The organism is Burkholderia contaminans (genome assembly GCF_029633825.1).
GTDB lineage: Bacteria > Pseudomonadota > Gammaproteobacteria > Burkholderiales > Burkholderiaceae > Burkholderia > Burkholderia contaminans.
Window position 1 is genome coordinate 2483993 of the sequence record NZ_CP090641.1, and the last position, 21333, is coordinate 2505325.

The 21333-nt window shown below is 66.9% G+C and carries 18 protein-coding genes and 1 tRNA gene; 8 read left to right on the forward strand and 11 right to left on the reverse strand.

The window, feature by feature from the left end; all coding sequences use genetic code 11:
* The first annotated feature begins 93 nt into the window (after window positions 1-93).
* The 3 genes from LXE91_RS28845 to LXE91_RS28855 are packed head-to-tail and all read left to right on the forward strand — an operon-like array spanning window position 94 to window position 5416.
* Window positions 94-3306 carry an efflux RND transporter permease subunit gene (locus LXE91_RS28845; protein ID WP_046544088.1) on the forward strand — a complete coding sequence of 1071 codons (3213 nt, stop codon included), beginning with the start codon at window positions 94-96 and terminating at the stop codon, window positions 3304-3306.
* The gene (gene irlR, locus LXE91_RS28850) at window positions 3306-3989 is read left to right on the forward strand and encodes a heavy metal response regulator transcription factor IrlR (protein WP_046544089.1); all 684 of its coding nucleotides are present in this window, start codon (window positions 3306-3308) and stop codon (window positions 3987-3989) included. Before LXE91_RS28845 ends, irlR begins: the two co-directional genes overlap by 1 nt.
* A complete protein-coding gene (locus LXE91_RS28855; protein WP_039349338.1) occupies window positions 3986-5416 on the forward strand; it encodes a heavy metal sensor histidine kinase in 1431 nt (476 codons plus the stop codon). Before irlR ends, LXE91_RS28855 begins: the two co-directional genes overlap by 4 nt.
* A 79-nt stretch (window positions 5417-5495) precedes the next feature.
* Here LXE91_RS28855 and LXE91_RS28860 read toward each other — a convergent pair whose 3' ends face one another.
* Window positions 5496-5783, reverse strand: coding sequence for a DUF4148 domain-containing protein (locus LXE91_RS28860; RefSeq protein WP_039349334.1), 288 nt, complete (start codon window positions 5781-5783; stop codon window positions 5496-5498).
* 141 nt (window positions 5784-5924) lie between these two features.
* On the opposite strand from LXE91_RS28860, the gene LXE91_RS28865 reads away from it, so the two are divergent.
* On the forward strand, window positions 5925-6329 hold the full coding sequence (locus LXE91_RS28865) for a hypothetical protein (protein ID WP_223274470.1): 405 nt from the start codon (window positions 5925-5927) through the stop codon (window positions 6327-6329).
* Window positions 6330-6528: 199 nt separating this feature from the next.
* Here LXE91_RS28865 and LXE91_RS28870 read toward each other — a convergent pair whose 3' ends face one another.
* Complete coding sequence (locus LXE91_RS28870) at window positions 6529-7689, reverse strand: porin (RefSeq protein WP_039349328.1); 1161 nt, start codon at window positions 7687-7689, stop codon at window positions 6529-6531.
* 323 nt (window positions 7690-8012) lie between these two features.
* Here LXE91_RS28870 and LXE91_RS28875 point away from each other — a divergent pair, with 323 nt between their 5' ends.
* Entirely contained in the window at window positions 8013-8516 is a 504-nt protein-coding gene (locus LXE91_RS28875; protein WP_039349326.1) for a hypothetical protein, read from the forward strand.
* A 22-nt stretch (window positions 8517-8538) separates the two neighbouring features.
* Here the strand turns inward: LXE91_RS28875 and LXE91_RS28880 are convergent, their stop codons facing one another.
* Both LXE91_RS28880 and LXE91_RS28885 read right to left on the reverse strand, forming a co-directional pair.
* A complete protein-coding gene (locus LXE91_RS28880) occupies window positions 8539-9264 on the reverse strand; it encodes a ZIP family metal transporter (protein WP_039349323.1) in 726 nt (241 codons plus the stop codon).
* A 186-nt stretch (window positions 9265-9450) separates the two neighbouring features.
* On the reverse strand, window positions 9451-10746 hold the full coding sequence (locus LXE91_RS28885; protein ID WP_039349320.1) for an O-acetylhomoserine aminocarboxypropyltransferase/cysteine synthase family protein: 1296 nt from the start codon (window positions 10744-10746) through the stop codon (window positions 9451-9453).
* Window positions 10747-10878: 132 nt separating this feature from the next.
* Here LXE91_RS28885 and LXE91_RS28890 point away from each other — a divergent pair, with 132 nt between their 5' ends.
* On the forward strand, window positions 10879-11547 hold the full coding sequence (locus LXE91_RS28890) for an O-methyltransferase (protein ID WP_039349317.1): 669 nt from the start codon (window positions 10879-10881) through the stop codon (window positions 11545-11547).
* 9 nt (window positions 11548-11556) lie between these two features.
* On the opposite strand, the gene LXE91_RS28895 is transcribed toward LXE91_RS28890, so the two are convergent.
* The 5 genes from LXE91_RS28895 to LXE91_RS28915 form a co-directional block, all read right to left on the reverse strand.
* Window positions 11557-12705, reverse strand: a complete 1149-nt coding sequence (locus LXE91_RS28895) for a DUF1176 domain-containing protein (protein WP_039349313.1) — start codon at window positions 12703-12705, stop codon at window positions 11557-11559.
* Between the two features lie 258 nt (window positions 12706-12963).
* Window positions 12964-13776 carry a nucleotidyltransferase domain-containing protein gene (locus LXE91_RS28900; protein WP_039349311.1) on the reverse strand — a complete coding sequence of 271 codons (813 nt, stop codon included), beginning with the start codon at window positions 13774-13776 and terminating at the stop codon, window positions 12964-12966.
* A 55-nt stretch (window positions 13777-13831) separates the two neighbouring features.
* A complete protein-coding gene (locus tag LXE91_RS28905; protein ID WP_039349368.1) occupies window positions 13832-15055 on the reverse strand; it encodes an RtcB family protein in 1224 nt (407 codons plus the stop codon).
* 62 nt (window positions 15056-15117) lie between these two features.
* The gene (locus LXE91_RS28910; RefSeq protein ID WP_039349366.1) at window positions 15118-16257 is read right to left on the reverse strand and encodes a slipin family protein; all 1140 of its coding nucleotides are present in this window, start codon (window positions 16255-16257) and stop codon (window positions 15118-15120) included.
* A 258-nt stretch (window positions 16258-16515) separates the two neighbouring features.
* Window positions 16516-16587: transfer RNA gene (locus tag LXE91_RS28915), tRNA-Phe, on the reverse strand.
* A 336-nt stretch (window positions 16588-16923) separates the two neighbouring features.
* On the opposite strand from LXE91_RS28915, the gene rtcR reads away from it, so the two are divergent.
* A complete protein-coding gene (gene rtcR, locus LXE91_RS28920) occupies window positions 16924-18540 on the forward strand; it encodes an RNA repair transcriptional activator RtcR (protein WP_039349308.1) in 1617 nt (538 codons plus the stop codon).
* Window positions 18541-18607: 67 nt separating this feature from the next.
* Here the strand turns inward: rtcR and LXE91_RS28925 are convergent, their stop codons facing one another.
* Window positions 18608-19195: a nuclear transport factor 2 family protein gene (locus tag LXE91_RS28925; protein ID WP_039349305.1), complete on the reverse strand. Its 588-nt coding sequence runs from the start codon at window positions 19193-19195 to the stop codon at window positions 18608-18610.
* Window positions 19196-19323: 128 nt separating this feature from the next.
* Between LXE91_RS28925 and LXE91_RS28930 the strand changes: the two genes are divergently transcribed.
* The gene (locus LXE91_RS28930) at window positions 19324-19866 is read left to right on the forward strand and encodes a MarR family winged helix-turn-helix transcriptional regulator (RefSeq protein WP_039349302.1); all 543 of its coding nucleotides are present in this window, start codon (window positions 19324-19326) and stop codon (window positions 19864-19866) included.
* A gap of 58 nt (window positions 19867-19924) precedes the next feature.
* Here the strand turns inward: LXE91_RS28930 and LXE91_RS28935 are convergent, their stop codons facing one another.
* Window positions 19925-21136 carry an IscS subfamily cysteine desulfurase gene (locus tag LXE91_RS28935; RefSeq protein WP_039349299.1) on the reverse strand — a complete coding sequence of 404 codons (1212 nt, stop codon included), beginning with the start codon at window positions 21134-21136 and terminating at the stop codon, window positions 19925-19927.
* Between the last annotated feature and the right edge of the window lie 197 nt (window positions 21137-21333).

Sequence of the window (21333 nt, forward strand, 5' to 3'; positions counted from 1 at the left end):
CCCGATATGCGGCCCGCTTTCCGGCCCGCCGGGTGACCGGCCGGGCGGCCCGTCCGTCGAGGGTGACCGTGCCCCGTTTCAAGGAATCCCGTCATGTTTGAGCGCCTGATCCGCTTTGCGATTGCGCACCGCTGGCTCGTGATGCTGGCGATCGCGGCCGTGGCCGCGCTGGGCGTGTTCAGCTACCAGAAGCTGCCGATCGATGCGGTGCCCGACATCACCAACGTGCAGGTCCAGATCAATACGGCCGCGCCCGGCTATTCGCCGCTGGAGGCCGAGCAGCGCATCACCTATCCGGTCGAGACCGTGATGGCCGGCTTGCCAGGCCTCGAGCAGACGCGCTCGATCTCGCGCTACGGGCTGTCGCAGGTCACGGTGATCTTCAAGGACGGCACCGACATCTATTTCGCGCGGCAGCTCGTCAACGAGCGCATCCAGGAAGCGAAAGACAAGCTGCCGGCCGGTATCGCGCCCGCAATGGGGCCGACGTCGACGGGGCTCGGCGAGATCTACCTGTGGACCGTCGAGGCCGACGCCAACGCGCGCAAGCCCGACGGCACGCGCTATACGGCGGCCGACCTGCGCGAGCTGCAGGACTGGGTCATCCGGCCGCAGCTGCGCAACGTGCGCGGCGTGACCGAGGTCAACTCGATCGGCGGCTACGTGAAGGAGTACCGCGTCGCGCCGAATCCGGCCAAGCTGATGTCGTACGGGCTGACGCTCGCCGACGTCGTGCGCGCGCTGGAACGCAACAACGACAACGTCGGCGCCGGCTACATCGAGAAGCGCGGCGAGCAGTATCTGGTGCGCGTGCCGGGCCAGGCGCGCACAGTCGACGACATTGCCAGCATCGTGCTGACCAACGTCGGCGGCGTGCCGGTGCGGATGAAGGACGTGGGGCTGGTCGACATCGGCCGCGAGCTGCGCACCGGCGCGGCGACGTCGGACGGCGAGGAGGTCGTGCTCGGCACGGTCTTCATGCTGATGGGCGAGAACAGCCGCACGGTCGCGAAGGCCGTCGCCGCGAAAATGGAGGACGTGAACCGCACGCTGCCGGCGGGCGTGAAGGCGATTCCCGTGTACGACCGCACGGTGCTCGTCGAGAAGGCCGTCGCGACGGTGAAGAAGAACCTGCTCGAAGGCGCGATCCTCGTGATCGCCGTGCTGTTCCTGTTCCTCGGCAACATGCGCGCGGCGCTGATCACGGCGCTCGTGATCCCGCTGTCGATGCTGATGACCTTCACCGGCATGGTGAACGCGAAGGTGAGCGCGAACCTGATGAGCCTCGGCGCGCTCGATTTCGGGATCATCGTCGACGGCGCGGTGGTGATCGTGGAGAACTGCGTGAGGCGGCTCGCGCACGCGCAGGCCGCCGCGGGCCGGCCGCTCACGCGAGACGAGCGCTTCGCGGAGGTGTTCGGCGCGTCGCAGGAAGCGCGTCGCGCGCTGATCTTCGGGCAACTGATCATCATGGTCGTGTACCTGCCGATCTTTGCGCTCACAGGTGTCGAAGGCAAGATGTTCCACCCGATGGCCATTACCGTCGTGATGGCGCTTGCGGCCGCGATGGTGCTGACCGTCACGTTCATTCCGGCGGCTGTCGCGCTGTTCATCGGCGAGCGTGTCGAGGAGAAGGAGAACCGGCTGATGAGCTGGGCGCGGCGAGCGTACGAGCCGGCGCTCGCCGCATTCATGACGTGCCCGGCGCGCGTGATGGTCGGTGCGGGCGTGATCGTGCTGGCCACGCTCGGGCTGGCCACGCGGCTCGGCAGCGAGTTCATCCCGAGCCTCAACGAAGGCGACCTGGCCGTTGCCGCATTGCGGATTCCCGGCACGAGCCTGTCGCAGTCGGTCGAGATGCAGAAGTCGATCGAGAAGACGCTGAAGGCGCGCTTCCCCGAGATCGAGCGCGTGTTCGCGCGCACCGGCACGGCCGAGATCGCGGCCGACCCGATGCCGCCGAACCTGTCGGACGGCTACATCATGCTGAAGCCGGCCGACAAGTGGCCCGACCCGAAGAAGCCGCGCGACCAGCTCGTGCGCGAGATCGAGGAAGCGCTCGCCGAGCTGCCGGGCAACGCGTACGAGTTCTCGCAGCCGATCCAGCTGCGCTTCAACGAACTGATCTCGGGCGTGCGCAGCGACGTCGCCGTGAAGATCTTCGGCGACGACATGGCCGTGCTGAACCAGACCGGCGAGCAGGTCGCGGCCGCGCTGCAGAAGGTGCCGGGCGCGTCGGAGGTGAAGGTCGAGCAGACCACCGGCCTGCCCGTGCTGACCGTCAACCTCGATCGCGACAAGCTCGCGCGCTACGGCGTGAGCGTTGCGGACCTGCAGGACTCGGTGGCCGCGGCCGTCGGCGGGCAGAAGGCCGGCACGCTGTTCCAGGGCGACCGCCGCTTCGACATCGTCGTGCGGCTGCCCGACGAGCTGCGCTCGGACATCGAGGCGATCAAGCGGCTGCCGATCGCGCTGCCCGCATCGGCGGCCGGCGCCAGCGCGCCGCTCGCGGCAGCGCCGTATGTGCCGCTCGCGGAACTGGCGACGATCGACGTCGCGCCCGGACCGAACCAGATCAGCCGCGAGGACGGCAAGCGGCGGGTGGTCGTCAGCGCGAACGTGCGCGGCCGCGACGTCGGGTCGTTCGTCGCCGATGCGCGTGAGCAGTTGCAGCAGGACGTGCGCGTGCCGGCCGGCTACTGGGTGTCGTGGGGCGGGCAGTTCGAGCAGCTGCAGAGCGCAAGCGAGCGCCTGAAGCTCGTCGTGCCGCTCGCGCTGTTCATGGTGTTCGTGCTGCTGTTCGTGATGTTCAACAACGTGAAGGACGGGCTGCTCGTGTTCACCGGCATTCCGTTCGCGCTGAGCGGCGGTGTCGTGTCGCTGTGGTTGCGCGGGATTCCGCTGTCGATCACGGCGGCGGTCGGCTTCATCGCGCTATCGGGCGTGGCTGTGCTCAACGGGCTCGTGATGATCTCGTTCATCCGCAACCTGCGCGACGAAGGCATGCCGCTCGAGGCCGCCGTGCGCGAAGGCGCGCTCACGCGGCTGCGGCCGGTGCTGATGACGGCACTCGTCGCGTCGCTGGGGTTCCTGCCGATGGCGTTCGCGACCGGCACCGGCGCCGAGGTGCAGCGCCCGCTCGCGACGGTCGTGATCGGCGGTATCCTGTCGTCCACGGCGCTGACGCTGCTGGTGCTGCCGGTGCTGTACCGTGTCAGCCATGCGGTGTCGTGGCGCGCGGCGTTGCGCGGCGGCTTCGGCTCGGGCGTGCTGCGCCGGCTGGGTTTCTTCAAGGGTAATGCGTGATGCGAATTCTGATTGTCGAGGATGAACCGAAGACGGGCGCGTACCTGCGCAAGGGGCTGACCGAGGCCGGCTATGTCGTCGACTGGGTCGAGGACGGCATCACGGGCCAGCATCAGGCCGAGACCGAGGAATACGACCTGCTCGTGCTCGACGTGATGCTGCCCGGCCAGGGCGGCTGGACGCTGCTGCAGAACCTGCGGCGCAGCAAGTCGACGCCCGTGCTGTTCCTCACCGCGCGCGACGATGTCGGCGATCGCGTGAAGGGGCTCGAGCTCGGCGCCGACGACTATCTCGCGAAACCGTTCGACTTCGTCGAGCTGACCGCGCGCATCAAGTCGATCCTGCGGCGCGGCCAGCCGCGCGATTCGAATACGCTGCGCGTGGCCGATCTCGAACTCGACCTCACCCGCCGCAAGGCCACCCGGCAGGGCGACACGATCCTGCTGACCGCGAAGGAGTTCGCGCTGCTGTGGCTGCTGATGCGCCGCGAGGGCGAGATCCTGCCGCGCGCGACGATCGCGTCGCAGGTGTGGGACATGAATTTCAACAGCGACACGAACGTCGTCGATTCGGCGATCCGGCGCCTGCGCTCGAAGATCGACGACGCGTACGACCCGAAGCTGATCCACACCGTGCGCGGCATGGGCTACGTGCTCGAGGCGCGCGGCGGCAGCGCGGCATGATCGCGCGCCTGCTGCCGCGCACGTTGCGCGGACGCCTGACCGCGCTGATCATCCTGTCGACGTCGGTGATCCTCGCGTCGAGCGGCGTCGCGCTGTACGAGGCGCTGAGCAATCGCGTCGACACGACGGCGGCCGAGCAGATGGCCGGCATATCCGCCGCGTTGGGTGCGCATCTGGCCGAAGCACGCTCGACGGCCGACGTCGCGCGCAACATCGACATCTGGATCGACCAGTTGCATGGTCATCCGAACATGGATCTCGCGATCTTCGATGCCACGGGGGCGCGTCTGGTCGGCACGCCCGGCTTCCGCCCGTATGGGCCGCTGATGTCGCTGGATGCGGGACGCGTGCCGGTCGGCGTCGCGCCACCCGGCACGCGGCATCAGTATCTGGTGACGAATGTGCCGCTTGCCGGTGCGGGCACGGGTGCACCCGTGGTGCGTGTCGTGGTGCAGTACGACCGCAGCGCGGACATGCTGCTGCTGCGCACGCATGCTTATACGATCGTCGTGATCGAGGTGTTCGGCGTGGTGCTCGCGGCCGCGATCGCATACGGGATCGCGGCGCTCGGCTTGAGCCCGCTGCGGCGGTTCGCGGCGCGCGCCGAACAGATGTCGACGAGCCGGCTCGCCCATCCGCTGCCGGCGCTCGATACGGCCGGCGAGCTGAAGGAGCTCGAGCACGCGTTCAACGGCATGCTCGAGCGATTGAACGAATCGTTCACGCGGCTGAGCCAGTTCTCGTCGAATCTCGCGCACGACATGCGCACGCCGCTCACGAACCTGCAGGCGGCCGCGCAGGTCGTGCTGTCGCAGCCGCGCAGCGCGGACGAATACCGGAACGTGATCGAGTCGAGCATCGACGAATACCAGCGGTTGTCGCGGATGATCGAGGACATGCTGTTCCTCGCGCGATCGGAGCAGGCCGGCACGTCGATCAGCGTGCGGCGCCTGGATGCGTCGGAAGAGGCGGGGCGCGTCGCGGGCTATTACGAGCCGCTGGCGGAGGATGCCGGCGTGACGGTGAAGGTCGACGGCCATGCGTGGGTCGACGCGGACCTGACGCTGTACCAGCGCGCGCTGAGCAACTTGCTGTCGAATGCGCTGGCCTACGCGCCGCGCGGCAGCATCGTGACGATCGATTGCGTGGAGCAGGGCGGGGCGACGACGATCGCCGTGTCGGATACGGGGCCCGGCATCGAGGCCCGGCACGTCGGAAGGATCTTCGAGCGCTTCTATCGCGTCGATCCTTCCCGGCACAACTCGGCGCAAGGGACGGGGCTCGGCCTCGCGATCGTCCGGTCGATCATGGACAATCACGGCGGCGAATGCGGCGTCGACAGCGACCCGGGCCGGCGTACGACGTTCTGGCTGCGCTTTCCGCGCCGGCCGGCCGAGCCGATACGGCCGGCGGCCATCCATACCTGACACCGCCGGCGGGCACGCCCGCGCGTTCGCCATGAGGCGGCCGCGCGCGGCGCGCCGCTTGCGGTCGTATGACCGGGCATCATCTCTGCGCGGTCAGGTTGTCGTGGTTGTCGGTCTGCGGCTTCTTCTCGCCGCCATGCACCGAAATTCCATGCAGCTCCTTGTTGCGCGCGACGAGCTCGCCGGTCGGCGGGTACTGCGTCTTGCTCACCGGCACGACGCCGTCGTGCTGCGCCTGCTTCAGTTCATTGACAACCTGCGTGCGGGTCTTGCCCTGCGTTTGCGTCTGCGCGAATGCGCCCTGCGTGGCCATGCCGAGCGACAGCGTGGCGGTGACGAACAGTGCTGCGAGTTTTGCGGTTTTCATCGAGTGCTCTCCTTGATCAGGGCCGCCGGGTGGCGAACCATGGACCCAGTATGCGAAAGCAGCCGTGCGTGATCGTGATCGCGAGATGAAAAATGCGTCAGATTGCGTGATGAGGGGCGGTGCCGTTCGGACGCGACCGACATGACGCAATCGTCATGTTCGGGTCATGGGCGCGATGAGCGGGAAGCGGAACATGAAGTCCGCCGATGGTCGATGTGGCCGGCGGCATTCATGCCGTTCGCGATCGCTGTATGGAACGCGTGCGGCGTCGTTCAGACTTTCCTTCCGGACCAAAAAGTGCATCGTCCCGCCATTCGCCTAGCCTTGATCGCAGTCCTGATCGTCCCGCTGTTCTCGGGCTGCGCATCGACACGTTCCGGCACCCCGCCTACTGCGCAGGCCGCGCCCGCCGCTGCGAAAAAGCCGGTGCCGGCCGATCTCATGCCCGGCGAGCAGATCGACTACGCCGGGCATCGTTGCGGCAATCCGAACCTGTACGTAAAGACGCACAACTGCCTGTTTCCGCAACGCACTTCAACGCGCTGATCGTCGGCGCGCGATCAAAAAAAGGCCCGGCACTCGACGTGTCCGGGCCTAACGCGTGACGTGCCGTGCGGCAGCGACTCGCTTGCGTGGTCTGGAACGGGCGCTGCCCGTCACGTTTCCGATCGTAGCGATGCGACGCTTCGCGAACCTGATCGGAACATGAAATTTTCGTCACGCTGCGCGCGTCATGCCGCTGCGGTCAGAACCGGTGGCGCAACCCGAGATTGACGATACCCTGCGTGCGCGTTCCGCCGTAGCCATACGAGCCGATCGACGCCTGCGCCGTTTGCGTACCGCCGTCGAGCGTGCGCTGCTCCCCGTTCGCGCGTTGCCATGCGCCGACTGCATAGAGATCGGTGCGCTTCGACAGCACGTAGTCGGCGCCGGCGGACACCTGATGGTAGGTTGCGCCCGTATCGCCACGGGCGCGCGTGTAGCTGTAGCCGACGCCGACGAGCAGGCTGGGCGTCGCCTGGTAGTTGAAGAAGCCGCGCGCGGTGTCGTACTTCTGCGTGCTGCGGAACGCGGACATCGCATCGGCCTTGTACAGCGCGTTGCTGTAGTCGATGCCGATCGCGAACGGCGCGAAGTTGTAGCGTAATGCGCCGCGCGCGATGCCGATTGATTTCGCGGAGATGTAGCCGCCGTTGACCAGCGACCCGTCGAACGTGCCGTCGGACGTGCCGTTCCAGCCGGTCCGGATGCCGTTGGCGAGCGAGGAACGGTTGGCCGCGTAGTAGTAGCCGCCCGCCACGTCGACCGGGCCGTTGCTGTACGACAGGCCGGCCGACCAGGTTTGCCCGGCGCCGCTCTTGCCGGCCACGCCGCCGAGCGCATACATGCCGACAAACTGGAGTCCGTTGATCACGGGCGACGTGTATTTCACCGCGTTGTCGGTGCGCGACGACGTGTCGTAGTTGTCGACGTCGCCCGGCGTCGCGTAGACACTGCCGAAGTAGAAGTCGCCGGTGACCGGCCACGCGACATCCGCGAGTGCATCGTACTGGCGACCGAGCGTCAGCGCGCCCCAGCGTGCGCTTTCGAGGCCGACGAATGCCTGGCGGCCGAACATCCGGTTGCCCTGCCCGAGCGCGCCGGTGTTCGGGTTGAAGCCGTTTTCCAGCGTGAAGATCGCTTTCAGCCCGCCGCCGAGATCTTCCGAGCCCTTCACCCCGAAGCGGTTGCCGAGCAGATTGCCGTTGCCGAGGCCGACGAGATTCCTGCCGTCCGCGTTGGCGTTCCATACGTACGTCAGCGACGTATCGAACAGGCCGTATAACGTGACTTCCGATGCGTGGGCCGCGTGAGCGGTCGCGAGCAGCGCACCCGACATCATGGCGAGCCGAACTGGAGTTTTCATGGTGTGCCCCTGAAGGTCAAGATGATCGTTTCGTGCATCGATCGATTTCGTGCCGCGCCGGGTACCGGCGGGCGCGGAATGTCGCGATGGCGCTGCCGATTCTGGAAAGCGTTCGGATCGTGAAGGTGAGGGACAAATGAGAAAAATGTCATCGCCGCGTCATACGTGCGGAAATGCGCGACGAATTGTCGTTCGTAGTGCGACGCATACGGTGTCGAGGTGGTGACGAAACCGTCATGCTGCGATCACGATTCCGCACCGCTGCCGGCTCAAAGTGAACGCTCCTGTCACGGATTTCCAGCAAACACGAAGAGGAGAGTGCCATGCGCCATTTCGCGAAAGGAATCGTGCTTGCGGCGTGCCTGATGTCGACGGCCGCGGTGGCGGCCGGCTGGCCGGAGCGAGCGTTGTCGCACGCGTCGGCGCATGACGTCGGCCGGCGCGCGAGCGAGCGGATGCGCTGCGAGTTCGCGGCCGTACCGGCCGGCGAGTGGAGCGCGACGTTCACGCGCGGGCAATGCGAGGTCGGCAACGGCCGGCTGACGTTCGTGCCGGCCGATGCAGGCGGCGGATCGAATGGCGCGGAGAAACGGATCCTGCTCGGCGATATCCGCACCGCATCGCATCAGTCGCGCAAGCTGAAGGAGCAGCTGCAACTGACGTCCGGCGACGAAGTGATCGCGCTGAACGTGCTGACCGACGACGGCACCCGCAAGTCGCGCGAACATGCGATCGACCTGTGGGCCGCGCTGCGCAACGAGGGCGTGACGCCCGTCAACGGCATGCGCATCGTCGATACGTATCCGACGGGCGCGACGACGTGGTAGCCGGTGCGCGGTCGTGCGCGGCTTATCCTGCCTTCACCGATCCCTCGATCAGGAAGAACGCGATGAAGCCGATGAAGAACGCGGCCGTTGCGAACGGTGTCTCAGGTACCTCGTGCGCTTCGACCAGCAGTTCTTCGGTGACGAGGTACAGCAGCGCGACGGTACCCAGCCCGAGCAGCGCTGCGTAGAGGTTGGAAGGAAGTCCGGCGAACGCGGCGTTGCCGGCCACGGCCGCGATGCTCAGCAGCGCCGCGAGCCCGACCGGTACGACGATCGACAGCAGGCGGCCGATGCCCGCGGCCGCGAGCGCCGCGCTGACCGACAGCGCGAGGAACAGCACCTCGAGCGTCAGCGCGACGGTCAGGATGATCCCGCTTTCGTCGCTCGCGGAGAACGCGATCCCGAGTACGAGACCGTCGATGACGAGGTCGATCGCGGTGACGACGATGAGGCTCACGGGCAGCCGCGCCGCTTCGAAGCGCGTCTCGATCGCGCCCGACAGCGCGCGGACCGCGAGCATCAGTGCGATGCCGAGCACGAAGCCGACGACGACCGGAAACAGCGCGTGCGCGCGGTCCTGCGGCAGCAGCTCGAGTGCGGCGGCCGCGAACACGATGCCGCCGGTGAAATGCTGGATGACGCTGGAAGTTTTCGGGCCGGGTGAGCGCCATGCGGCCGCGAGGGCACCGAAACAGGCCGCCAGCAAGGGCGGTAACGTGAGCAGCGCGAGCTTCGCGGTCGGTGTCATGAGGCCTCTCGGACGGTTGGCGTACCGCAGCGGGCTCAGCGTCTGGCCATCCGGCTGCTGGGTACGGGTGGTTCGTACACGCCGGGCATCGCCCCGGCACCAACCGGCGATTGAACACCTTGAAGCCGCTTCAAGGTCAACCCGTTCGATGCAGGGCGCACCGGCAAGCCGGCGCGCCCGTGGCGGTCAAAGCTGCGCGAGCGCCTGGTCGAGATCGGCGAGCAGGTCGTCGATATGCTCGATGCCGATCGACAGCCGCACCGTTTCTTCCTTCACCCCGGCCTTCGCGAGTTCGGCCGGCGACAGTTGCCGGTGCGTCGTCGATGCCGGGTGCGTGGCGAGCGACTTCGTGTCGCCGATGTTGACGAGCCGCGTGAACAGCTTCAGCGCGTCCTGGAACTTCGCGCCGCCGTCGCGGCCGCCCTTCACGCCGAACGTCAGGATGCCCGGTGCGCGGCCCGACAGGTAGCGCGCGACGAGCGGATGGTCCGGGTGATCGGGCAGGCCCGCGTAGTTCACCCATTCGACGTTTTCGTGGCGCGCGAGATGCTGCGCGATCTTCAGCGCGTTGTCGCTGATCCGCTCGATGCGCAGCGCCAGCGTCTCGATGCCCTGCAGGATCTGGAACGCATTGAACGGTGAAATGGCCGCGCCCATGTTGCGCAGCGGCACCACGCGTGCGCGGCCGATATACGCAGCCGGCCCGAACGCTTCCGTGTAGACGACACCGTGATAGCTGACGTCGGGTTCGTTCAGCCGCTTGAAGCGGTCCGCATGCTCGGCCCACGGGAACTTGCCCGAATCGACGATCGCGCCGCCGAGGCTCGTGCCGTGGCCGCCGAGATACTTCGTCAGCGAGTGCACGACGATATCCGCGCCGTGCTCGAACGGGCGCAACAGGTACGGCGACGGCACCGTGTTGTCGACGATCAGCGGGATGCCGTGGCGATGCGCGACTTCCGCGAGCGCGGCGATGTCGGTGACGTTGCCGAGCGGGTTACCGACCGATTCCGCGAAGATCGCCTTCGTGCGCGCGTCGATCAGCGGCTCGAACGACGCGGGGTCGCGCGGATCGGCGAAGCGCGTCGTGATCCCGTATTGCGGCAGCGTATGCGCGAACAGGTTGTAGGTGCCGCCGTACAGCGAACTCGCGGACACGATGTTGTCGCCGGCTTCGGCGATCGTCTGGATCGCGTACGTGACGGCCGATTGCCCCGATGCGAGCGCCAGCGCGCCGATGCCGCCCTCGAGCGCGGCGATGCGCTGCTCGAGCACGTCCGTCGTCGGGTTCATGATCCGCGTGTAGATGTTGCCCTGGACCTTCAGGTCGAACAGGTCGGCGCCGTGCTGCGTGTCGTCGAATGCGTACGCAACGGTCTGGTAGATCGGTACGGCGACCGCGCGCGTGGTCGGGTCGGGACGATAACCGCCGTGCACGGCGATGGTTTCGAGGCGCCAGTTCGATGCGGCCTGATCGGTCATGGGTGCTCCGTCTGTTGTTGTGGTGGTCGAGCGATTATAGGAGCACGTGCGCACCTGCCCTTAGAACGAATGGTTTGTTGCTTATGGCGGGGCGGCGCATAAAATGCCTGTTCCGCAAACAAGGGGTGCGCGATGAATCAGGACCAATGGAACCAGGTGGATGCGTATTTCTCCGCGACGCTCGTGCCATCCGACGACGCGCTCGACGCCGCGCTCGCGGCGAGCGATGCGGCCGGGCTGCCCGCGATCAACGTCGCGCCGAACCAGGGCAAGCTGCTGCAACTGCTCGCGACGATCCGCGGCGCGCGCCGGATCCTCGAGGTCGGCACGCTCGGCGGCTACAGCACGATCTGGCTCGCGCGCGCGTTGCCGCCGGGCGGCACGCTCGTGACGCTCGAACTGAACCCGGAGCATGCAAAGGTCGCGACGCGGAACATCGCGCGTGCCGGGTTCGCGGAAGTCGTGACGGTGGTGGTCGGCAGTGCCAAGGATAGCCTCGCGCGGCTCGTCGATGCGGGTGAAGCGCCGTTCGATTTCATCTTCATCGATGCCGACAAGGACAACAACCCGGTCTATCTCGACGCGGCGCTGAAGCTGTCGTGGCCCGGCACGGTGATCGTCGTCGACAACGTCGTGCGCGGCGGGCGCGTGGCCGATCCGGGCAATCGCGAACCCGACGTGGTCGGCGTGCGCGACGGGTTCGCGCGTCTCGCGGCTGCACCGAACCTCACGACGACCGCCGTGCAGACGGTCGGACAGAAGGGCTGGGACGGGTTCTCGATCTCGATCGTCGGCGCGTGAGGGGATGCGTCAGCGGTTTCCTGCCGCATCGGCCCGTCGATACAGGCGTGGCCACTGATCGTCGAACAGGCCGTTGCAGGTGCCGTGCGTCGCGATGTCGCCGAGCACGAAGCGCCGGCCGTCGAAGATCCATGACGCGGTCGAGCCGCAATCACCGGCACTGCGCAGCCTCACCTTGCTCGACAACGTCGCGCTGGCAGAATCGTAGCCGGCCTCGGTCAGTTCGTTCGCGAACGACGCCGAATCGAGCCCCGCGTTCGCGTTCTCGCCGAAATTCATCGCCGTCGGCGTGAAGGGTGCCGTCCGTCGCGCGCGATACCACAGGTCGGTGTGGTTATACATGCTGCTGGTCTGGCACGGTATCGCAACCAGTGCCTCGTCGGCGGAGATCGCCACGGCGCGCGATGCCTTCCGGCGATCGCTCGCCGACATTTCGTCTTCGACGTCGGCCGCACATTGCTTCACGTCACCGCCGAACTTCGCAAGCACCGCGTCGACGAGCGGGCGTTGCTCGGCGGCCGACAGATCCGCGACGGCCGGTGCCGGCGTGACGGCGGGCGGCAGTGCCGGTGCGGCCGGTACCGACGACGCGGGCCGGGTGCCCGGGCGCAGCAGCGCGGTGACGGTGCCGACCCGGCCCTGCGTGTCGTCGATCAACAGCAGCGCGGCATTCAATCCCGTCAACGGCGTGCGGGCGGTTTGCGCCGACGCCGGATCGCCGAAGCTCAGCAACTGCGCATTGCGCGAAGCGGTGAGCCATGCCGCAACCGTTGCCGGATCGTTGGTGCGGATCCGGAATGGATGCGCGTCGTCATCGTCCGGCTTGCCGCCGAATGCATGCCATTGGGCCGCCATGGCATCGAACGGGCGGCCATCCATGCGTGCGGTGCGCAGGTCCAGCGGCGCCGACGTGTAGAGGTCGAGCGAGGCCTGTGCGTCCGGGCCCGCATCGCGCGTCACGCGCAGGATGAGCCGGGTGCGTGCGTCGTCGATATCGTCGGCGTGGCTTTCGGCAATGCAACGGTTGCCGTTGTCGCAGACGACCGACCAGTTCTTGAAATCGCGCTCGACCGGCGGCCGCGCAAGCGGACGAGCCTGGGCGACGAGCGGGGAAACGGCGAGGAGGGTGGCGATGGCGAGCGAAAGGCGGTGCGACATGACGGTTCGTATCGACTGTGGAAGGGCGGGCGGAAGACGTCGGACTGCAAGCGCATCGTCAGCAAGCGGCGCGGGTCGAAGGCTGCGGCGCATGCGGCGGCGCGCGTTACGGAACAGCGTCGAGTATACCGCCGCAATGTGTTGCGATCGCGACGACGACGCGTAGTGTGCGGTCACGGCGGTTGCTGGCCGGCATGGGTCGGACAAGCGCGGGTGAAAAAAAGGCGCGACGCCCTCAGGCATCGCGCCGTTCACCTTTCATCGTCCGTCGACCACGTCGCGCAGGAACGCATCGAGCATCGCCACGTCGCCCCACGGCCGCTTGTATTCGCGATCGTGCTCGGCATCGGCGAGCATCGTCTCGACGAGCGCGTGGATCGCCGGCCGGCGCGGCCCGTACTCGCTTTCGTTCGCGCTCATCTTCAGCGCGAGCAACGCGTCGAGTTCCGCGCGCGCCGCCGGCTCGTGCACGGTGCCGTCGACGAGATCCACGAAGCGCATCGGCGGCATCCCGAGCCCCGCGTCGATCCAGCGCACCGCGAGCAGCGGCCGCAGCACGTACAGGTACTTCTTGTAACGCACCGTGTCGCCTTGCAGATAGCCGCGAAAGTTCTTCTTCGCCATCGCGAGGTAGTGGTGACGCCCGCGCACCGGCGAGAAGAACGCCGACGCGAGCGACCTGAGCCGCGGCGCCCAGCGCGCGTCTTCGCGATACACGACGGGCGAGTCGAGCCATTCGAGCAGCGTCGGGTTCGAGCGGCGCAGCAGTTGCAGCGCCTTGCGCAGTTCCCAGCCGCTGACGTCGAGCTCGTCGTCGAGCGGCCGCTCGATCACGTCGCGTTGCGACTCGACGCTCAGGTACCAGTCGCGCTTGTGTGCATACACGAAGCGCACGTCGTAATCGCTGTCCGGCGATGCGAACCCCCAGCCGCGGCTGCCCGATTCGCACGCGAAAAGCACGCTCACGTCGTGGCGGCGCTCTACTTCCTCAAGCTCCGCCATCACGCGTGCCCGCACGGCCGGGTCGACCGGATGTGCGCTGCGCACGGCCGTCAATTTTTCCGTTTTCATTGTTGTTGCTTCCTTTTCGTTGTGCGCGGCCGCCGGCCCTCGGCCGCGCACCGCGCTATCCTTTCACGCACACCACCTGGCGCAGCGTATGCACCACTTCGACGAGGCTGCGCTGGGCCGCCATCACCGCGTCGATGTCCTTGTAGGCCATCGGGATTTCGTCGACGACGCCCGAGTCCTTCCGGCATTCGACGCCCTGGGTTGCCTTCACCTGGTCGTCAACGGTGAAGCGGCGCTTCGCTTCGGTGCGGCTCATCGTCCGGCCCGCGCCGTGGCTGCACGAGCAGAAGCTGTCCGGGTTGCCGAGCCCGCGCACGATGAAGCTCTTCGCCCCCATCGATCCCGGAATGATCCCGAGCTGCCCCTTCTGCGCCGACACCGCACCCTTGCGCGTCACGAGCACGTCTTCGCCGAAGTGGCGTTCGCGCTGCACGTAGTTGTGGTGGCAGTTCACCGCGTGTTCGTCGACCGAGAACGGTTTGGCGATCACGCCGCGTGCCGCCCCGATCACCGCGTCCATCATCGCCTGCCGGTTGCGGCGCGCGTAGTCCTGCGCCCAGCCCACCGCTTCGACGTAGTCGTCGAAGTGCCGGCTGCCCTCGGTGAAATACGCGAGGTTGCGATCCGGCAGGTTCGCGATGTGCTGCCGCATGTCGGCCTGCGCGAGCTCGATGAACAGACTGCCGATCGCGTTGCCGACGCCGCGCGAGCCGCTGTGCAGCATGAACCACACGTGGTCCGCTTCGTCGACGCACACTTCGATGAAGTGGTTGCCGGTGCCGAGCGTGCCGAGATGCGCGTAGTGGTTCGTCTTTTCCAGCTTCGGATATTTGTCGACGATCCGCTGGAAGCCCGGCTGCAGCGACTTCCACGATTCGGTCACGGCGGCCGGTGTGCGGTCGCCCCACGCGCCCGGATCGCGGCGGCCCGGCGCGCGGCCGTGCGGCACCGCGCGTTCGATCGCGCTGCGCAGGCCCGCGAGCGAATCCGGCAGGTCGGACGCCGTCAGCGTCGTGCCCGCGGCCATCATCCCGCAGCCGATGTCGACGCCGACCGCCGCCGGAATGATCGCGCCCTTCGTCGGGATCACGCTGCCGATCGTCGAGCCCTTGCCGAGGTGGACGTCCGGCATCACCGCGACGTGACTGAAGATGAACGGCATCTGCGCGGTGTTGCGCAGTTGCGCGCGCGCTTCGTCTTCAACGGCCACGCCTTGCGTCCACATCTTCACCGGCTTGCCGTTCGCCAGTTCCATCACCTGGTAATCCAATTCACTCATGTTCATCACCTTGCTACCTTGTTCACGAGGCACGGCGCCCGTGCGCCGTGCCTGATCGTTCATTACGCGCCCTTGATGCTGACGAGTCCGTTCAGCACCTGGTCTAGACCGCCGAACACCGAGATGCGGTCGATCCGTTCCGCGACGCGCTCGAGCGTTTCCAGCTCCTTGAGCCGCAGCGCGGTCGGGTTTTCTTCCATCACCTTCGCGGTGTTCAACAGCGAACGCGTGGCCGCCGTTTCCTCGCGGCGGCGAATCACGTTCGCCTGCGCGGATTTCTCCGCTTCGACCACCTGCGCGAGGATCGTCTTCATGTCGCCCGGCAGCACGATATCCTTCACGCCGACGCTGCGCACGTCCACGCCGGAATGGCCGAGGCGGGCACGCACCTGCGCGATCACGACGTCGTCGATCGACTGCTTGTCCTCCAGCAGTTCGTCGAGCGAGCGCGTGCCGACGGCCGATCGCAGTGCGAACTGCAGCTCGCGATACAGGTGTTCGACCGGCTTCTGCAACTGGCCGAAAGCATGCAGCACGTCCGCATAGCACCACGTCGCCGACAGGTTCAGCCGCAGCGCGACCTTGTCGCGCGTCAGGATTTCCTGTCCGCCGACCTCGATCGCCTGCAAACGCAGGTCGACGAGCTCGACCGCGACGTCGCGGTTGAAGCGCCAGAACGCTGCCACGCCCGCGTCCAGCAACCGCTCGATCTTGCCGTCGATCTTCAGCACGCCGACGTGGTACGCCGGCACCTGCGCCAGCAGCACGCCCGTCAGGCCCGCCACGCCGCGCGCACGCAGCGCCGGTTGCGCGATGCGCTTCACGAGCGCGGCCGGCAGCATGCTGTCCTGCGCGAGATCGACGCGTTCCAGACGGTGCGCGGTCAGGCCGCGCCAGTACAGCCGGCGCGTGCCCGGCGCCAGGATCTCGACGAGCACGTCGTCTTCGTAGCGCAGGCCCGCTTCATCGTCGGCGAGATCCATCGCGACGAAGTGCTGCGCGAGCACGTCCGGCGCGTCGTGACGCAGGTAGTCGGCCAGTGCCGCGTCGGCGAGCGGCGCGTCGAGACGCGCGGTCTGCACCGACAAACGCTTGAACGGATCGAAGGCCTTGAACACGCCCGGTTCCAGCACCTTCACGAAATCGCCCTCATTCATCAGCAGCGCGCGTTCGTTCTTCTTCACTACATGTCGCATCCACATATTCTTGTCCTTTTCTTCAATGACCGCCGGGTGACGCGCATCGTGCGGATCGCGGGGCGACGCAACCGGGCGGGCGGCGCGCTGGCCCGGCGTCGAAGTGCACGGCGACGCATCCTGCATCGCGTCGTCGTGCGCCTTCGCGCGGGCCGTGCGGCCGTCCGGCCGATCGCGCGGAACCGCAACCGGTCCGACGCGCGGCGGGCCTTGCGGCCCGCACCGGCGGGTACTGCTTCTATCAGAGACTGTCGCTTGCGGACAGTGTTCGAGCGGGATTCGAACCCGCCACCGGCCGGCTTTCGCCGGCTGCTCGACCTGATGAGCTTCCGAACAATGGGCGCCCCGGGATTCGAACCCGGACGAGGCATGCCTGGCGCGCCCGTTTGCCTTCGTCTGCCCATGGCGACATGCGCTGCCGCGACGAACGAGGTTCGGCGGCGGCGCACCAGCAGGGCTTGTTGAACCCTGGCTCGTGGGCCAGCGGGACATCCGGCGCTTTCTACTTAGCGAGGAGCGTGCCAGTGGGTGACCTGATGCTCGATAAAAATCTCAAGCCGTTGAAGTGAAAGGGGAAATTATTTTGAATCGCGGGTGGTGTCGAATATCCGCTGGTGGCTCGATCAGGAAAATTCGATACAATCAGATCGCTTCTTATCCTATGAGATAAACATGCGAAAGACTGTCGCGATCGGCTTTCTCGGTACCGTGCTCGACCAGGGCGGCGGCTCGCAGCGCCGCTGGCGCAACTGGCGGCCGACGATTTCGTTGTGCGAGCAGCGCGACACGCCGATCGACCGGCTCGAACTGTTGCACTCGCCGAACTACGCGCGTCTCGCGAACCGCGTGAAGCAGGATCTCGAGCGCGTGTCGCCGCATACCGACGTGCGGCTGATCCCGATGGAGATTCGCGATCCGTGGGATTTCGAGGAGGTCTACGCCACGCTGCACGATTTCGCGCGTGCCTACCCGTTCGATCTCGACCGCGAGGACTACCTGATCCACATCACGACCGGCACGCACGTCGCGCAGATCTGCTGGTTCCTGCTGGCAGAGGCGCGCTACCTGCCTGCGCGTCTCGCGCAGACGGCGCCGCCGCAGAAGACCGACGAAGGGCCGAGCGGGCCAGGCACGATGTCGGTGATCGATCTCGACCTGTCGCGCTACAACCGGATCGCGCAGCGCTTCACGCGCGAGCGTGACGAAACCGTGTCGTTCCTGAAGGCAGGCATTGCGACACGCAATGCGCGCTTCAACGCGCTGATCGAGCAACTGGAGCGCGTGGCCGTGCGTTCGCGCGCGCCGATGCTGCTGGTCGGGCCGACGGGCGCCGGCAAGTCGTTTCTCGCGAAGCGCGTGTACGAGCTGAAGCGCGGCCGCCATCGGCTCGCGGGGCCGTTCATCGAGATCAACTGCGCGACGCTGCGCGGCGACGCGGCGATGTCGACGCTGTTCGGCCACGTGAAGGGCGCGTTCACCGGCGCGCAGTCCGCGCGTGCCGGGCTGCTGCGCGCGGCGGACGGCGGCCTGCTGTTTCTCGACGAGATCGGCGAACTCGGGCTCGACGAGCAGGCGATGCTGCTGAAGGCGATCGAGGAGAAGCGTTTCCTGCCGGTCGGCGCGGACGTCGAGGCGACCAGCGATTTCGAGCTGATCGCGGGCACGCACCGCGACCTGCGGCAAATGGTGGCGGCCGGCACGTTCCGCGAGGATCTCTACGCGCGGATCAACCTGTGGACGTACGAGTTGCCGGGGCTGGCCGAGCGCCGTGAGGACATCGAACCGAACCTCGAATTCGAGCTCGACCGTTTCGGCCGCGAGCAGGGCGAGCAGGTGCGGTTCAACGTCGAGGCGAAGCGGCGCTATCTCGCGTTCGCCGCGTCGCCACGTGCGGCGTGGGCCGGCAACTTCCGCGAGCTGTCCGCGTCGGTCACGCGGATGGCGACGTTGGCCGATGCCGGGCGGATCACCGAAGCGCTTGCCGAACAGGAAGTCGAGCGGCTGACGCGCACGTGGTCGTCGCCGGGCGGAGCGGGTGCGTCCGAAGCGTGTGTCGACGCGGTGTTCGGTGCGCGTGCGGCGGAACTCGACCTGTTCGACAGTGCGCAGCTCGAACGCGTGCTCGACGTGTGCCGCGTGTCGGCAAGCTTGTCGGAAGCCGGGCGCACGCTGTTCGCGGTATCGCGGCGGAGCAAGAAGCAGCCGAACGATGCGGACCGGCTGCGCAAGTATCTCGCGCGGTTCGGGCTGGATTGGGAGGGCGTGCGGCAGGCGCTCGACGGGGCATGACGCGTCCGGTGGCGCGGGCGCCGCGTGCAGCCGGAGCGCACGGCACGCGGTCATCGATCGGGAAGGGTTACGCCGCCGCTGCGTCGTGAAACGGCGCCAGGAATGCCCACTCCGGTTGCGCAGCTGCCACATCCGCGAGCCCGCGGGCGAATGCGTGTGCCGGCAGCCACGGATACCCGAACGCCGCGTGCAGCGCATCGAGTTTCACCGACTGCGGATCGTCGATCGTATCCATTCGTGCGATATGAATGTGCAGCGCGGCAATCCGCGCGGCGTGTTCGCTTTCGCCGTTGCCCGCGAACTGCCAGCGATACGTGCCGTGCCCGATCCGCAACGCGCCGTTGTCTTTCTGGCGCATCACGACGAGCCACGACATCCCGCTGACGCCGTGCGGGTCGACTTCCGGTGCCGCGCACACGTAATAGGTCCGGCACCGTTCGAACCGCTCGCCGAATTCCTCGACCAGCGTGCGCGCAATCGCAGCCGCGCCCGTTACGCGCGGCGGAAAATCGATATCGTCGTTCGCGAGCGAAAAGCTCAGCTCGGCATCGGCCGCGAAGCAGTCGGCGATCAGCGCGGGACGGTTCAGGTCCTTCGCACGCAGATAGCATTCGAGCAGCGCGCGAACCGATGCGGGATGAAGCGGAAAGGGCATGGACGAGCCTCCTGTGTCGGGAAACCGGGGCATAGGCGCCGGCCGGGCCGAGCCCAGGGCGGAGGTGCCTTTGCCGTATAATTTCGTTTCAAAGCTAAATTCGCATGACCGTACGGAGCGTCGAAGTCATGGCCAAGCAGCAAGAGGAGTCCGTTCTGACCATTACCAACCCGGCCTGCCTGATCGACGGCACGGACACGGAATTTCGTCACCTGATCAACGGGCTGCTGCCGTTCGCGGCCCGCCTGCTGTCGGTGCGCGACGGCTTCGGCTCGCTGATCGGCCTCACTGGCATCCAGTATTCGCTGCTCGTCTCGGTTTCGCATCTGTCGCACGACGATGTCGTGACCGTCAACCGTCTCGCCGATCACCTGCACCTGAGCGGCGCATTCGTCACGATCGAGACCGGCAAGCTGAAGAAGCTCGGCCTGATCGACAAACGCTCGGACCCCGACGACAAGCGCAAGATGCGGCTCACGGTCACGCCGGCCGGCGCGAAGCTGCTGAAGGCGTTCGCCGAAACGCAGCAGCGCATCAACAACGTGCTGTTCGAGGGCGTGACGAAGACCGAATTCAAGGCGCTCTGCTCGGTGATCGACCGCCTCGTCACCAATGGCGACCGCGCGACGCTCGATCTCGCCCACCTGATCGCGCGCCAGGAAAAAGGCTGACGCGTACCGGCCGCGGGATCGCCCGCGATCGCCGGCCGGCCTGACGCATCGGCCGTGCTCAGTGCGCGGCCCACTCGATCGTATTCAGGTCGACCCCGTCGAGATGCATGTCCCACAGTGGGCTCAGCTCACGCAGCTTGCCGACCGTGTCGCGCACCTGCGCGATCACGCTGTCGACTTCGGCTTCGGTCGTGAAGCGGCCGAGCGTGAAGCGGATCGAGCTGTGCGCGAGTTCGTCGCTGCGGCCCAGCGCGCGCAGCACGTACGACGGCTCCAGCGATGCCGATGTACATGCGGAGCCTGACGACACCGCAACACCCTTGATTCCCATGATCAGCGATTCGCCTTCGACGAAATTGAAGCTGACGTTCAGGTTGTGCGGAATCCGGCGGCTGAGATCGCCGTTCACGTAAACCTCGTCGAGCGTCGACAGGCCGGCCAGCAGCCGGTCGCGCAAGGCGCCGACACGGCGACTTTCTTCTGCCATCTCTTCCTTCGCGAGCCGGAACGCCTCGCCCATCCCGACGATCTGGTGCGTCGGCAGCGTGCCCGAGCGCATCCCGCGCTCATGGCCGCCGCCGTGCATCTGCGCTTCGATCCGCACGCGCGGCTTGCGGCGTACATACAGCGCGCCGATTCCCTTCGGGCCGTAGACCTTGTGTGCGGTCACCGTCAGCAGGTCGACGTTCAGCGCATTCACGTCGACCGGAATCTTGCCGGCCGCCTGCACCGCGTCGCAATGGAACACGATGCCGCGCGCACGGCACAGCGCGCCGATCTCGGCCACCGGCTGGATCACGCCCGTTTCATTGTTCGCGAGCATCACCGACACCAGGATCGTGTCGGCGCGCAGCGCCTGCTGCACGGCATCGAGATCGAGCAGGCCGTCTTCCCGCACGTCGAGGTACGTGACGTCGAAGCCTTGGCGTTCGAGTTCGCGACACGTATCGAGTACGGCCTTGTGCTCGGTCTTCACCGTGACGAGGTGCTTGCCCTTGCCCTGGTAGAAGTGCGCCGCACCCTTGATCGCGAGGTTGTTGCCCTCGGTCGCGCCGGACGTCCACACGATTTCGCGCGGGTCGGCGCCAAGCAGTGCGGCGACGTGCGCGCGCGCTTCCTCGACGGCCTGCTCCGCCTCCCAGCCGTAACTGTGGCTGCGTGACGCCGGGTTGCCGAACTGCTCGTGCAGGAACGGCACCATTTTGTCGACCACGCGCGGATCGACGGGCGTCGTCGCGCTGTAGTCCATGTAGATCGGACGGGATTGCATCGATGCGGCTCCGGAAAGCGGTGTCTCCCGCGGTGCCGGAAAGCACCGGGGAATCGGGTAGCCGCAGTGTACGTGGACATTCCCGGACGCCGCGCAACATCCATCCCATCAGTAGGGTCGTCTTTCAAACAAAGCTTTCAAGTTCAGGGTTTACGACAACTTGAACCCGCCTTTGTGTTTACATTTAATAAAAGCTA